Raw genomic sequence first — 14,044 nt, 5'->3', positions numbered from 1 at the left:
TTTTTTATATTGATTTCTACTTTTAGAATTATTCCAAATATAGCGATTACGGAAATGTTAAAATCAAAATTGTATGTTAAACAAAATTGTAGTTTTCCCAAAATTTGCGATGATTATTTAGCATAAATAATTCCAAAAATGATTTTTATCTAAAATATTTTATAAAAACCATTCTTAATCAAAAAAGTAACGTTCTGAATGAGTAAAAATTCTTATCTTTGCCGACAAAACAGTACGTTTGAATCCATTAAACAATAATAAGTTGAAGATAGTAAATGATCCAGTTCATGGATTTATTACGATTCCAAACGAGCTTATTTATCAGATTATTCAACATCCATATTTTCAGCGACTTCGTAGAATTACGCAAACTGGATTAACAGAAATGGTTTATCCAGGAGCGAGACATTCTCGTTTTCATCACGCTTTAGGTTGTATGCATTTGATGCAAAAAGCCTTAAATATTCTCAAAAGAAAAAACGTCGACATTACTCCAGAAGAAGAAAATGGAGCTTTAATCGCGATTTTATTGCATGATTTGGGACACGGACCTTTTTCTCATTCTCTTGAACATTCTATAATTAATGGTTCGCATCACGAAGAAGTTTCGCTTCGTTTGATGGAAGAATTGAATCAAATTTTTGATAATCGATTAGCTCTAGCTATTCAAATTTTTAAAGGAAATTATCCGAAAAAGTTCTTGTCACAATTAGTTTCGAGTCAGTTGGATTGCGATCGCATGGATTATTTGAAGCGCGATAGTTTTTACACAGGAGTGGTAGAAGGAAATATCAATCCGGAACGAATTATCTCAATGATGAATGTCTCGAATGATGAGTTGGTGATAGAAGCAAAGGGAATTTCGTCGGTCGAGAAATTTTTGATGGCGCGTATGTTTATGTACATGCAAGTGTATATGCATAAGAAATCGTTTACAGCAGAGAATTTTTTGATTAGCGTTTTGAGAAGAGCGAAAGAATTGACAAAAACGGGAGAAAATCTTTTTGCAACGTTTGCTTTTAAATACTTTTTAAAAGAAAATGAAGTTGGAAGTTTATCGAAAGAAGGTTTAGAAATTTTCACACGTTTGGACGACTCGGATGTTTTATCAGCGATAAAAGAATGGCAGTTTCATGATGATTTAATTTTGAGTAAATTATCAAAAAATATCATTCAGCGTACATTACCAAAATCATATTTGATGGATACAAAATTATCCGAAGAAGAAATTTTGGTTGAAAAAAATAGAGTAGAAAATGCTTTAGGAATTGATGATGCAAGTTATTTTGTGGAACAAACAACGATAAAAATTGTTCCGTACGAAAAATCAAAAAGTCCAATAAAGGTTTTATATAAAAATGGTGAGGTAAAAGAAATTTCGAGTTCAGAAAAAAGTTTGTTAACGCAATTTTTGCAACAAGAAATTACAAAATATCATTACCATAGCGTTTAAATATCGATTTGAAGAATTTGACAAAAAAGTTAAATAACTTAAATAATCATTTTATAAATTTAAGAATAATTATTAGTTTTGCAGACTATGAAATTTAAAGCTGCAGAGATTGCGCAATTATTGCAAGGAACCGTAACAGGTGATGCAAATGTAGAGGTTTCCACATTATCGAAGATAGAGGAAGGAAAAGAAGGTTCGATTTCGTTTTTGGCTAATCCGAAATACGAGCATTTTATCTATACAACAAACGCTTCTATTGTGATTGTGAGTAAGGATTTTGTGGCAACAGATTCTATTTCGTCTACATTGATTGTGGTTGAAGATGCATATCAAGCCTTTACAAAGCTGTTGCAGTATTACAATACGATAAAAAATAATAAAGTTGGAATAGAAGAATATACGAAAGTAAATTCTACTGCGCAACTAGGAGATAATGTATATGTTGGAAGTTTTTCTTATATTGGAGCTAATGTTTCGATTGGGAATAATGTAAAAATATATCCAAATGTAACGATTGGCGATCATGCTAAGATTGGTGATAATACCGTTTTACATTCAGGCGTACAAGTGTATGAAGAGTGTGAAATTGGTCAAAATTGTATCATTCATTCTAATGTTGTGATTGGTGCTGATGGTTTCGGTTTTGCGCCAAATCCAGATGGTTCTTTCGAAAAAATTCCTCAAATAGGAAATGTTTTGATTGAAGATAATGTCGAAATTGGAGCAGGATCAACAATAGATAGAGCAACAATGGGATCTACAATTATTCGTAAAGGAGTAAAATTAGATAACCAAATTCAAATTGCTCACAACGTTCAAATTGGAGAGAATACTGTTATTGCTTCGCAAAGTGGAGTAGCAGGATCTACAAAAATTGGACGTAATTGTATGATTGGAGGTCAAGTTGGTATCGCAGGTCATTTGACAATCGGAGATTTTGTACAAGTACAAGCTCAGAGTGGTATTAATGGTGATGTAGAAAGTAAAACGCAATTGTATGGTTCGCCAGCAATCGAAGCGTCAAGCTTTAGAAAATCGTATGTACATTTTAGAAAGTTTCCAGAAATTGTGAAACGAATCGATAAATTAGAAAAAGAGAACAAACAAAAGTAAAAGTTAATGTCTGATAAACAAAAAACTTTAGCGAATGAAGCCGTTCTAAAAGGTGTTGGCTTACATACAGGTAAATTTGTTACCTTAACATTTAGACCAGCCGAACCAGATACAGGATTTGTATTTGTTAGAACAGATTTAGAAGGTCAACCTCAAGTAGAAGCTGATGCACAGTATGTTGTGAGTACAGCCAGAGGAACAACTTTAGAGAAGAAAGGAGTTAAAGTACATACAACAGAGCACGTTTTGGCAGCTTTGGTAGGTATGGATATTGATAATTGTTACATTGAAATTGACAATGCGGAACCACCAATTATGGACGGTTCTTCTCGTTTTTTCGTTGAAGCAATAGAATCTGCTGGAATTGTAGAGCAAGATAAAGACAGAGAATATTATAGAATTAAAGAAATTGTAACGTATGTAGATCCAGAAACAGGATCAGAAATCACGGCGATTCCTGCAGATGAATACCAAGTTACAGCAATGGTAGATTTCGGAACGAAAGTTTTGGGAACTCAAAATGCAACTTTAACATCTATCAAAAACTTCAAACAAGATATCTCTCAAGCAAGAACATTTTGTTTCTTACATGAGTTAGAGCAATTGTTGGAAGCTGGTTTAGTAAAAGGTGGAGATTTAGACAATGCAATTGTTTATGTTGACAAAGAAATTACGCCAGAAACAAAAGAAAAATTATGTAAAGCGTTCAATAGAGATGATGTTTCTATTCGTCCGAATGGAATCTTGGATCACTTGACTTTACACTATCCAAATGAAGCTGCACGTCACAAATTATTAGATGTTGTGGGAGATTTGGCTTTAGTAGGTAAAAAATTGAAGGCTAAAATTATTGCAACAAAGCCTGGACATCATACCAATACAAATTTTGCAAAGAAATTAAGCAAACAAATTAAATTAGCGCAACGCAATAAAGTGCCAGAATTTGATTTGACAGCAGAACCAGTTTATGATATTAATGATATCATGAAGTTATTACCACATCGTCCACCATTCTTATTGATTGACAAGGTAATTTCTAAAAGTGCAACAGGTTTAATCGGCGTGAAAAATGTAACGATGAACGAGCCTTTCTTTGTTGGACATTTTCCTAAAGAACCTGTTATGCCAGGTGTATTGCAAATTGAAGCAATGGCACAATTAGGAGGGTTATTGATTTTAGGAGAATTAGAAAATCCTCAAGATTATTCAACTTATTTCATGAAAATTGAAAGTGCTAAATTTAAACGCAAAATTATTCCAGGTGATACATTGGTGTTTAAATTAGAGTTGGTTGAACCAATTAGAAGAGGAATTGTTCATATGCAAGGAATTGGATATGTAAACAATCAAATTGCTGTGGAAGCAGAAATGATGGCAGTTATTACAAAAGAATAATTAAAGAAATGGAAGTTATGAATCATCCGATGGCATATGTTCATCCAACTGCAATAATAGGTGAAAATGTTACAATCAGCCCTTTCTCTTCTGTTTACGAAGATGTAGAAATTGGTGATGGAACATGGATTGGTCCTAATGTAACAATTATGTCAGGAGCACGTATTGGAAAAAATTGTAAAATTTATCCAGGTACGGTAATTTCTGGTGAGCCTCAAGATTTGAAGTACGAAGGTGAAAAAACTTTAACATATATTGGTGACAATACAACAATTCGTGAATGCGTTACTGTAAACAAAGGAACTAATGCATTAGGTTATACTAAAATTGGTGACAATTGTTTGATTATGGCAACTGCACATATCGCGCACGATTGTGTTGTAGGAAATAATGTCGTAATCGTAAATGCGGTTGGTTTAGCAGGACATATAGAAGTTGGAGATTTCGCTTTTATTGGTGGTTATAGTGCAGTTCATCAATTTACAAAAATTGGAGAACATGCTTTTGTAGCTGGTGCGACACAAATTCGTAAAGATGTTCCTCCGTATGTTAAAGCTGCAAAAAATCCTGTTGCTTATGCGGGAGTTAATGCAATTGGATTGAGAAGAAAAGGTTTTACATCAGAAGAAATCTTCGAAATTCAAGGTATTTACAGAATTTTATATCAACAAAAAAATAACGTATCTCAGGCTGTAGAACAAATCTTAGAAAAATTCCCAGATTCACATTATCGTGAAGTGATCCTTGATTTTATCAATACAAGTGATCGTGGAATTATGAAAGGATATAGCTCGGGAGTTTAATAAAATAACAATAGAATAAATGGCGACAACTTCTGATATCAGAAAAGGTTTATGTATTATTTTTAATAATGATACGTATAAAATTATCGAATTTTTACACGTAAAACCAGGTAAAGGACCTGCTTTCGTTCGTACAAAATTAAAATCATTAACTAACGGAAAAGTATTAGACAATACATTCTCTGCTGGTCATAAAATTGAAGAAGTTCGTGTAGAAACACGTAACTACCAATATTTATATGAAGATGATAATGGTTTCCACTTCATGAATAATGATGATTTCTCTCAAGTTTATTTAAACAAAGATTTGATTGATAATTCACAATTTATGAAAGCTGGTGACGAAGTAAAAATCTTGTTCCGTGCTTCTGATGAAACAGCTTTAGCAGCTGAGTTACCAACTACAGTTGTAATGGAAATTACATACACAGAGCCAGGTCTTAAAGGTGATACAGCTACAAATGCTACAAAACCTGCAACGACAGAAACTGGTGCTGAAATCCGTGTTCCTTTATTCATCAACGAAGGTGATAAAGTAAAAATCAACACAGAAGATGGTTCTTATGTAGAACGTATTAAAGAATAATTATTCTGAAATATAGATAAAAAAAGCGACCTTTTGGTCGCTTTTTTTATTACAATTTTATTGTAACTTTTTCGCTAGAGCATGTCGTTTCTTTATCTATTTTCTTGACAAAAATTGTAGAACCTAAGAATTCATTTTTGATTGTGATAGATGATGAATCACTCCCTTTATAAACCGTTTTATTCTCTTTTGGATCGAAATTATAGATTCTATTTCCATCTTCATCCAACCATTCGAATTTATATTTCTTATCGTCAGTATTTTTTAAAGTAAGTATAATCGTTCCGTCTTTTTTATTCTGTTTGATACTAACTTTTTCAGAAAAATTAATTTTTTCTAAAACAGTAATTTGAATTGCTTTTCGTTCAGATTTTTTGTTGTTCCAATTACTTTCAACATAATAAGTCTTATTCTCAGTAATAGTTGGACTAATAATATTGCTTCCTTTTACAAATGGTTGAGTAGAATTTAGCTCATCATACCAAAAATATTCAACTTTTGCTTCTGGATTTTTCACCGTTAGTGCCTGATGTTCATTGTAACAACTTTCTTGTTTTTCACCCCATGTCAAAACTGGTGGAGTTAAACTCTCATTATTAGGTTTTGTAATTTCCCATTGCGTTGTGTACATATGATTCGCATGATTTTCTTTTCTTACTAATTGCGTTGTATCCGTCACTTCAGCTCTTAAAATATTTTTTTCTAAGTTGAATTGACCTTTGTTTAGATGAATAGAATCTAAATTTTCTGCAATCAATTTATTATTCAAAATCCATTTTACTTTCAGGGTATTTGGAACTGGTTTTACTAAATTAAGAGTAAAAGCATTCATGTTTTCTGTGTTAACAGGAGTATCAACAGCGGGTTTTGTAGAAATAATTGGATTTGTTTTTTGATGAATTACTTCAATAAATTCTTCTTGACAAACATTACAAAAAGGCGCGATTAAATATTGCATTTTACAGAATTCGTGCGGACGAAACCATTGTGCTCTTGCATCTTTTTCGCCATATGCATAAATTCCAATTCCATTTGTCCCAATCCAATTTTTCCAAGGAACATCTTGTATATTCTGTGTTTTATTTGGACCAGGAACCGTATACAACGGACCAGACCAATATTCGTCTGATAATTTTGCAAACGAATGTCCAATTTCGTGAACAGCGATATCATTACTTTTAAAATTAACTGTTGTCGTCGCAAATTCTCCTCCAGAACCACCATAAAAAGGAGAATTAACAAGAATTACAACTTGACTATAATTGGGAATATTATCTTTCAGAACTTGTAATACCTTTTCATTTTTCGTTGGAACAACTAAACGATGAATTCCAGAAATATCAAAACTACTTCCGAAAATTGTATTTGGATTAGTTTTCGGAACTTCATATTTCTTTACAAATTTATTATAACGTTCAGGTAACTGATCCCAATCTACTTTTTCTGTGGGACATTCTTTGGTAGAATATGGGTGAATTGCACCAGATTCCTCAGAAATACTATTTATAACAAATACATTAAAATAATTGATATATTGACTTAATGGTTCCGTTTTGAAAAAATAGTCTGTAAATCGTTTTGCATCTTCTTTATAATATTTTAATTCGTCTTTTGTATAACCATCTGCTAAAACAACAAGGTTGATAATGTTTTTATCACTTCCCTGATATTGTAAGGTATCAATTTCGAATTTTTGTGCTGATAGAGTTGAAACTGTAAATAGAGTGGTGGCTAGAAAAAATAATCTTGTTCTCATAGTTGTATTTTAAAAAAATAATACGCAATATAGTAAGATAGATTTTTTTAATGAAATTTTGATTTTAAATATTTATTATCGGATAGGAGTTCTTAAATCATTATAAAACTGAAGAATATATTGTATTTTTAACACAAGAAATAATCTTGAACCAACTATGAAAATCAAAACCAAAAAGTTTCTGAAAAAATCTTTTTATACTTTACTTATTTTAGGAATTGGAAGTCTTTTGTTCACAGCTTTTGCAAATTATAAAATAGAAAACTCAACGGAAGAATTTGTCACAGATAAATTAGAGATTTTACCTAAAACCAAAGTTGCGATTGTATTGGGAACAGCGCCAAATTTGGTGAGTGGTTATCAAAATTATTACTTTACGTATCGTATAGAAGCTGCAACAGAATTGTATCAATCAGGAAAAGTAACGTACTTTATTTTGAGTGGAGATCATGGTCGAAAAAACTACAACGAACCTGAAGCAATGAAACAAGCCTTAATAAAAAATGGAGTTCCAGAAAATGTGATTTATTTGGATTATGCAGGTTTTAGAACATTAGATTCTATGATTCGTGCAAAGGAAATTTTTAGTCAGAATGAATTTATTGTAGTTTCCCAAGAGTTTCACAATCAACGAGCAGTTTATATTGCACGTCAAAACGGAATTAATGCGTATGGTTACAGTGCAAAAGATGTCAATAAACATGCTGGATTAAAAACAAATATCCGCGAGTATTTTGCTCGAACGAAAGTTTTTATTGATAGCTTTTTTGGTGTTCAACCAAAGTTTTTAGGAGAGAAAATTGAGATAATTTAATTTTTATTCAATGAATAAAGATATAAAGCAAATAATGAGTAAAATGCTTCTAATTCAATCTTCTGATTGCATTTTTATTTATGGTAAACACAATTTTAAAATAAATAATGAATTAGATTTTACTTTTGATTTTGAAGAATTAGTAGAGTTAAATATTGTAGAAAATAATATTGAGAAGAATCTTTTTACTTCCATCATTAGTCATTGTAAAGGAATTATTAAAAATAATTTTATTGTTGATTTGACTAGTTACAGAAACGCTGAGAATTTATATGTGTATTTAAAGGAAACATCCGAGTATTATGTTATCATTTCAATCGGAGAATACCAACCTAGTTTATATAGAATTTATATAGAAGGTGTCTTTTTGAAAATGTTTTAGGAAAATTATTTGAATTAAAAAGAGAAACCAAACTAATGATTTCTCTTTAATATTTTTTACTTCAAACTACTAAAATATCCTCTCAAAATAGCATCGTTAGCAGAATTTCGTGTATCAATTTCTAAAATCTTCGGGCGATTACTTTCTGCATAAAAATCTTCAAAAGTATTTTCTAAATCAGTTAAATTTGAAACAACTTGGTATTCAAAACCATACATTTTAGCTAAATGTTCGGCAGTGAAATGATGTTTTGTTTCAAAATAATCTTCAACAACATCTGTTTCAGATGGGCCAGGAATAAATTTGAAAATATTTCCTCCGCCATTATTGATCAAAATAATTCTGAAATTATTCGGCATGTTTACATTCCATAACGCATTCGAATCATAGAAAAACGAAATATCTCCCGTAATCATCACCGTATTTTGACCAAAAGCGATGCAAGCCCCAATCGCTGTAGATGTAGAGCCATCAATTCCACTTGTTCCGCGGTTACAAAAAACAGGATTCGAATTGTTGTGATCATACAATAATCCGTAACGAATAATGGTTGAATTTCCGTACTGAATTTGCCAATTTTCAGGATAATTTCTAATAATGGAATCAAATGCTTTCAAATCACAAAATGGAATCATATTGATGTAATTTTTGTGTTTGATATTATTCGCTTCTCGTATCGAATTCCATGTGTTGTAATATTCTGATTCTTTTGGATTAACAAACGGAACAAATTGTTCTAGAAACAATTCAGGTTTCGTCTCAATTTTATCTGTTAATGCTTGGAAAGTGTCTGGTTGCCAATATTCATCTAAATGCCAATGTTGCGTTGGCTTTTGATCACGTAAGAATTTTTTAATCTTTTTGGAAACGACATTTTGCCCAATTGTCAATAAAATATCAGGTTTCAACGCTTCTAATTCTTCTTCCGAATAAGGGAAAATAACTTGATCTATTTTATTGAAAAATCGTTCATCATGAATATTTGATGTTACTTCTGTTAACACAACAACCGAATCATCTTGCGCCAATTGTTTTACAAAATGATCAAATTTGGCATCAGGATGATGTAATCCGACCAAAATCATTTTACGCGTCGAAGCATTCCAACGTTTCATCAAATCAATTACATCAATTTCTGGATAATCTTTTGCAGGAATTGTAATTGTATCAATTTCAATATCTGGTGTTGTTACAGATTCGTACAAAGGCTCAGAAAAAGGCATATTGATATGAATTGGCGCAGATTTGTGCATACAATCAATCAACGCATATTTCGTCAACAACATATTTCGCGTTAAATCATCCGTTTCTTCACTTTCGGAAAGTTGTACATTATGAACTGAATGTTTCTCAAAAATATCTTTTTGGCGAATGGTTTGTCCATCAAAATTATCAACCAAATGCTCGGGACGATCTGCAGAAAGCACGATTACAGGAACATTTTGAAAAAAAGCTTCCGTAATTGCTGGGTAATAATTTGCCGTTGCCGAACCAGAAGTACAACAAACAACAACAGGTTTCTGAATTTGCTGTGCCATTCCCAAAGCGACAAATCCTGCCGAACGTTCGTCGATTACACTATAAGTTTTGAAACGTTTGTCATTCGCAAATTGCATTGTTAATGCTCCGTTTCGAGATCCTGGCGATAATACGATATGATCAATTCCGAAAGCCAAAAAAGTTTCAGCAATCAATTGAACATTTAATTTATTTGATATTTTTCTCAACGTAGTTGTCTTAAATTATAAAAGGTTTTGATTAGCAAATTTACTAAACAAAACCTTTCAAAAAGTATGATATTTTTAAGAATTAAGTATGTAAACCTCCGTCTACACTCAAAACTTGTCCTGTTACATAACTTGATAAATCTGACGCTAAGAATAAACATGCATTTGCAACGTCTTCTGGTTGTCCTCCACGTTTTAATGGAATTCCATTACGCCATTCTTCAACAACTTTTTGGTCTAAAACTTCTGTCATTTCAGTTTCGATGAAACCTGGTGCAATTGCATTACAACGAATATTACGAGAACCTAATTCTAATGCAACAGATTTAGAGAAACCAATTAAACCAGCTTTAGATGCTGCATAATTTGCTTGCCCAGCATTTCCTTTGATTCCAACAATAGAAGACATGTTCACGATAGATCCAGAACGTTGTTTCATCATTGGTTTGATCACTGCTTTTGTTAAGTTGAAAGCCGAATTTAAGTTTGTTTGAATTACTTTTTCGAAATCTTCTGCAGACATTCTCATCAACAAATTATCTTTTGTAATTCCAGCATTATTAATTACAATATCAACTTGACCAAACTCAGCAATTACATCTTCCACTAATTTTTGAGCAGCTTCGTAATCAGAAGCATCAGATTGATATCCTTTTACTTTACCGAATTGTCCCAATTCTTCTTCCAAAGCTTTTGCTTTTTCTACAGAAGAAGCATAAGTAAAGGCAACGTTAGCGCCATTTTTCACAAAAACTTCAGCAATACTTTTTCCAATACCGCGAGTTGCGCCTGTAACGATTGCTGTTTTACCTTGCAATAAATTCATGTTTATAGGTATTATATATTGCTTCAAAAATACGATTTTTTGTGAGAGTTAAAAATGTAAAAAAATACTTTATCAATTTTATTTAACATTTTATGGTATTATAATTGAAAATATTGATTGTTATAACCAAATTAAAAATATAAAAACATGAAGAATCTATTGAAATTTTTAGCGGTAACATTTTTTGCCTTATTTGTATTTACGGCTTGTAGCGATGATGATGATCCAGCAAACAATGATTTCTTTGCAGGAACTTATAAAGGAAAAATAAGTTATGTTGATGGAAATAATACTCTTTCTGCTGATAATGGAAGTGTATTTGTAACTAAAATTGCAAGTGGAACAAAGTATAATTTTGCTTTTTCTGATAAAATTCCAGATTTGAACGGAGTTGAGTTCGAGAAAAAAGGAGACAATACTTTAGTAAGTGTTGGGGCAACAGAATTATCTTACATTAGAATTGATAATTCAAAATTAACTATTCTTTATACAAAAGATGGTAAAACTTGGACTGCGAATGCAACAAGATAATTTTTAGGAATAATAATAAAAGACGTTCAGTTGTGAGCGTCTTTTTTTTGTACAATATTTTGAGTTGAAAATAGTTAAATATAAAATGATGTTTTATGAGAACGATTGTATGTTTTGCTTCTTTATTAATGCTGATATTTTCTTGTAATAATGAAGATGATGGTCTGAATACTATTTATAAAGAAAAATATGAAAGACGATTTATAATTTTTCAAGATTCTTTAGGAGGAATTGTTCAAGATAGTGTAGTAGTGCAAGTTTCTCAATCTAAGAATTTATATAAATTTGATTTTATCACATCTCAAAAAATTGATCCGATAGAAAATATTCAAATGGAAATGACAGGAAGCAATTCGTTACGAAATGTGGGATGGACACCGACAAAACTGATTATGCTTTCTAGAGATAGTATCAATATTTCTTACAAAGATGGAAAACGATATTGGTTAGTCAATTCGATTAGTGAAAATTAATCATAAAAAAATCCACTCAATATTGAGTGGATTTTTTAGTATGATTTAAAATTTCAGATTATGATCCGAAAGCTGTTTTAATTTGATCTACGAAGTCTAATTTTTCCCAAGTGAATAATTCAACTTCAACTTCAACAACATCCTGTCCATTAGCAGATTCAAAGCGTTTTGAAACTATTTTTGGTTCTCTACCTAAGTGTCCGTAAGATGCAGTTTCTTTGTAAATTGGGTTTCTTAATTTTAATCTTTGTTCGATAGCGAAAGGCTTCATATCAAAGATTTCAGAAACTTTTGTAGAAATTTCTCCTTCAGTTAACTCAACTTTTTGAGTTCCGAAAGTATTTACTAATAAAGAAACTGGAGCAGCAACACCAATTGCATAAGAAACTTGTACTAAAACTTCGTCAGCAACACCAGCTGCAACCAAGTTTTTAGCAATATGACGCGCAGCATAAGCAGCAGAACGGTCAACTTTTGATGGATCTTTTCCTGAGAAAGCACCACCACCGTGAGCACCTTTACCACCATAAGTATCTACAATAATTTTACGACCAGTCAAACCTGTATCTCCGTGAGGTCCTCCAATAACGAATTTCCCTGTAGGATTGATATGATAAGTAATACTATCTGTAAATAAATCGCGTAAATGAACAGGTAATTGCGCTTTTACACGTGGAATTAAAATACTTACTAAGTCATTTGTAATTTTATCTCTCATTGCTTCTTCGTTTGCGAAGTCATCATGTTGAGTAGAAATTACAATAGTATCGATACGAACAGGTTTGTTGTCATTATCATATTCAATTGTTACTTGAGATTTAGCATCAGGACGTAAATATGGTAACAAATCTTTTTCGTATTTACGGATATGCGCTAATTCTTTCAATAATCTGTGCGATAAATCTAACGCCAAAGGCATATAGTTTTCAGTTTCGCTTGTAGCATAACCAAACATCATTCCTTGGTCACCAGCACCTTGCTCTTCGTCAGATTGTCTGTCTACACCTTGGTTAATATCTGGAGATTGTTCGTGAATTGCAGATAAAATTCCACAAGAATTTGCATCGAACATATATTCACTTTTCGTGTAACCAATTTCAGCAATTGTTTCTCTTGCTACACGTTGTAAATCAATGTAAGAATTAGATTTTACTTCACCTGCTAAAACAACTTGTCCAGTCGTTACTAAAGTTTCACAAGCTACTTTACTTTTTGCATCAAATGCTAAAAAGTGGTCAAGAATTGAATCAGAAATTTGATCGGCAATTTTATCTGGATGCCCCTCAGAAACTGATTCTGACGTAAATAAATATGACATTTCTATACTTTTTTTTAAAATGATAGAGGGAAGGAGAAAACTGAAGTCCTGTTTTAGCAATTGTTTTATGAGGTTGCAATCAGTCAAATCTTTCCTCTCGATTTTTCGAGCTCAAATATACAATGAATAATATGAATAATGAAAGATATTTAACATTTATTAGTATATAAAAATTATAGAGTTTAACTTTTTATCTTTTTTAGAATAGAACAAAAAACGGTGTGTTTTAATAAATTATAAATATATTTTCTGTAAATGAGTAATTTTTTTAATCTATATAGATAATTATTCAAAATAATGTTGTTACTTTAGAAAAAAATTAATTGAAATGAAATTTGACACTCTCGATCAACAGCTGCTAATGTATCTACAAGAAAACAGTAAAATTACCTATAAAGAATTATCTGATAAGTTAAATTTATCGTCAACCGCAATTCATGAAAGAATCAAGAAATTAGAAAAGTCAGGAATTATTTCTAAATATGTTGCGCTTGTAAATAGAAGATTAATTAACAGAGAGCTTTTGGTATTTAGCCATATTAAGTTACAACAACATTCTGCTGATAACATCAAGATTTTCGAAAACGAAATTGTGAATTTAAAAGAAGTTCAGGCGAGTTATCATGTAAGTGGTGATTACGATTACATTATCAAAATGTCTTTCGAAAATATGGACGAATACAGAGATTTTATGGTAAATAAACTAACAACAATAAAGGTAATTGGTAGTACTCACAGTACTTTTGTTATTGGTGATGTAAAAGATGATACCGCTTTCCAATTGGTATAAAAATATAAGAATGGTTCTGATAAATTAGAATTTTTTTTGATTGAATAAGTAAAAATAGAGAAGACATGAGCAAGGAA

The 14,044-nt window shown here is 31.4% G+C and carries 14 protein-coding genes; 10 read left to right on the top strand and 4 right to left on the bottom strand.

The window, feature by feature from the left end:
• The first annotated feature begins 262 nt into the window (after positions 1-262).
• The 5 genes from B3M86_RS06115 to efp all read left to right on the top strand — a co-directional run bounded on the left by B3M86_RS06115 (position 263) and on the right by efp (position 5,350).
• Positions 263-1,453 carry an HD domain-containing protein gene (locus tag B3M86_RS06115; RefSeq protein ID WP_286496217.1) on the top strand — a complete coding sequence of 397 codons (1,191 nt, stop codon included), beginning with the start codon at positions 263-265 and terminating at the stop codon, positions 1,451-1,453.
• 87 nt (positions 1,454-1,540) lie between these two features.
• The gene (gene lpxD, locus B3M86_RS06110) at positions 1,541-2,566 is read left to right on the top strand and encodes a UDP-3-O-(3-hydroxymyristoyl)glucosamine N-acyltransferase (protein WP_115001039.1); all 1,026 of its coding nucleotides are present in this window, start codon (positions 1,541-1,543) and stop codon (positions 2,564-2,566) included.
• Between the two features lie 6 nt (positions 2,567-2,572).
• Positions 2,573-3,961 (top strand): bifunctional UDP-3-O-[3-hydroxymyristoyl] N-acetylglucosamine deacetylase/3-hydroxyacyl-ACP dehydratase, encoded by a 1,389-nt coding sequence (locus B3M86_RS06105; RefSeq protein ID WP_038336111.1) that lies wholly within the window; start codon positions 2,573-2,575, stop codon positions 3,959-3,961.
• A 17-nt stretch (positions 3,962-3,978) separates the two neighbouring features.
• Positions 3,979-4,764: an acyl-ACP--UDP-N-acetylglucosamine O-acyltransferase gene (gene lpxA / locus B3M86_RS06100; protein WP_115002092.1), complete on the top strand. Its 786-nt coding sequence runs from the start codon at positions 3,979-3,981 to the stop codon at positions 4,762-4,764.
• A gap of 19 nt (positions 4,765-4,783) precedes the next feature.
• On the top strand, positions 4,784-5,350 hold the full coding sequence (gene efp, locus B3M86_RS06095; protein WP_038336113.1) for an elongation factor P: 567 nt from the start codon (positions 4,784-4,786) through the stop codon (positions 5,348-5,350).
• Positions 5,351-5,399: 49 nt separating this feature from the next.
• On the opposite strand, the gene B3M86_RS06090 is transcribed toward efp, so the two are convergent.
• Positions 5,400-7,106 carry a M64 family metallopeptidase gene (locus tag B3M86_RS06090; protein WP_286496220.1) on the bottom strand — a complete coding sequence of 569 codons (1,707 nt, stop codon included), beginning with the start codon at positions 7,104-7,106 and terminating at the stop codon, positions 5,400-5,402.
• A gap of 157 nt (positions 7,107-7,263) precedes the next feature.
• Between B3M86_RS06090 and B3M86_RS06085 the strand changes: the two genes are divergently transcribed.
• Together B3M86_RS06085 and B3M86_RS06080 are read left to right on the top strand one after the other, a co-directional pair.
• On the top strand, positions 7,264-7,920 hold the full coding sequence (locus B3M86_RS06085) for a SanA/YdcF family protein (protein WP_125349808.1): 657 nt from the start codon (positions 7,264-7,266) through the stop codon (positions 7,918-7,920).
• Between the two features lie 10 nt (positions 7,921-7,930).
• Positions 7,931-8,302, top strand: coding sequence for a hypothetical protein (locus tag B3M86_RS06080; RefSeq protein ID WP_038336116.1), 372 nt, complete (start codon positions 7,931-7,933; stop codon positions 8,300-8,302).
• Positions 8,303-8,358: 56 nt separating this feature from the next.
• On the opposite strand, the gene menD is transcribed toward B3M86_RS06080, so the two are convergent.
• Positions 8,359-10,029: a 2-succinyl-5-enolpyruvyl-6-hydroxy-3-cyclohexene-1-carboxylic-acid synthase gene (menD, locus tag B3M86_RS06075; protein WP_280051849.1), complete on the bottom strand. Its 1,671-nt coding sequence runs from the start codon at positions 10,027-10,029 to the stop codon at positions 8,359-8,361.
• Positions 10,030-10,111: 82 nt separating this feature from the next.
• The gene (fabG, locus tag B3M86_RS06070) at positions 10,112-10,855 is read right to left on the bottom strand and encodes a 3-oxoacyl-[acyl-carrier-protein] reductase (protein ID WP_038336119.1); all 744 of its coding nucleotides are present in this window, start codon (positions 10,853-10,855) and stop codon (positions 10,112-10,114) included.
• 147 nt (positions 10,856-11,002) lie between these two features.
• Between fabG and B3M86_RS06065 the strand changes: the two genes are divergently transcribed.
• Positions 11,003-11,386: a hypothetical protein gene (locus tag B3M86_RS06065; RefSeq protein ID WP_221856850.1), complete on the top strand. Its 384-nt coding sequence runs from the start codon at positions 11,003-11,005 to the stop codon at positions 11,384-11,386.
• Between the two features lie 95 nt (positions 11,387-11,481).
• Positions 11,482-11,859, top strand: coding sequence for a hypothetical protein (locus tag B3M86_RS06060; RefSeq protein ID WP_221856848.1), 378 nt, complete (start codon positions 11,482-11,484; stop codon positions 11,857-11,859).
• 58 nt (positions 11,860-11,917) lie between these two features.
• Here B3M86_RS06060 and metK read toward each other — a convergent pair whose 3' ends face one another.
• On the bottom strand, positions 11,918-13,177 hold the full coding sequence (gene metK, locus B3M86_RS06055; protein ID WP_219035092.1) for a methionine adenosyltransferase: 1,260 nt from the start codon (positions 13,175-13,177) through the stop codon (positions 11,918-11,920).
• Positions 13,178-13,505: 328 nt separating this feature from the next.
• On the opposite strand from metK, the gene B3M86_RS06050 reads away from it, so the two are divergent.
• Complete coding sequence (locus tag B3M86_RS06050) at positions 13,506-13,967, top strand: Lrp/AsnC family transcriptional regulator (protein WP_115001022.1); 462 nt, start codon at positions 13,506-13,508, stop codon at positions 13,965-13,967.
• Positions 13,968-14,044: the final 77 nt, after the last annotated feature.

Origin of the sequence: Empedobacter sp. UBA6305, from assembly GCF_002440405.1 — a bacterium.
In the GTDB taxonomy this organism is placed as follows: Bacteria; Bacteroidota; Bacteroidia; order Flavobacteriales; family Weeksellaceae; genus Empedobacter; species Empedobacter falsenii_B.
The sequence above is the reverse complement of the archived record's forward strand: the minus strand, read 5'-3'. Positions and strand labels throughout refer to the sequence as shown.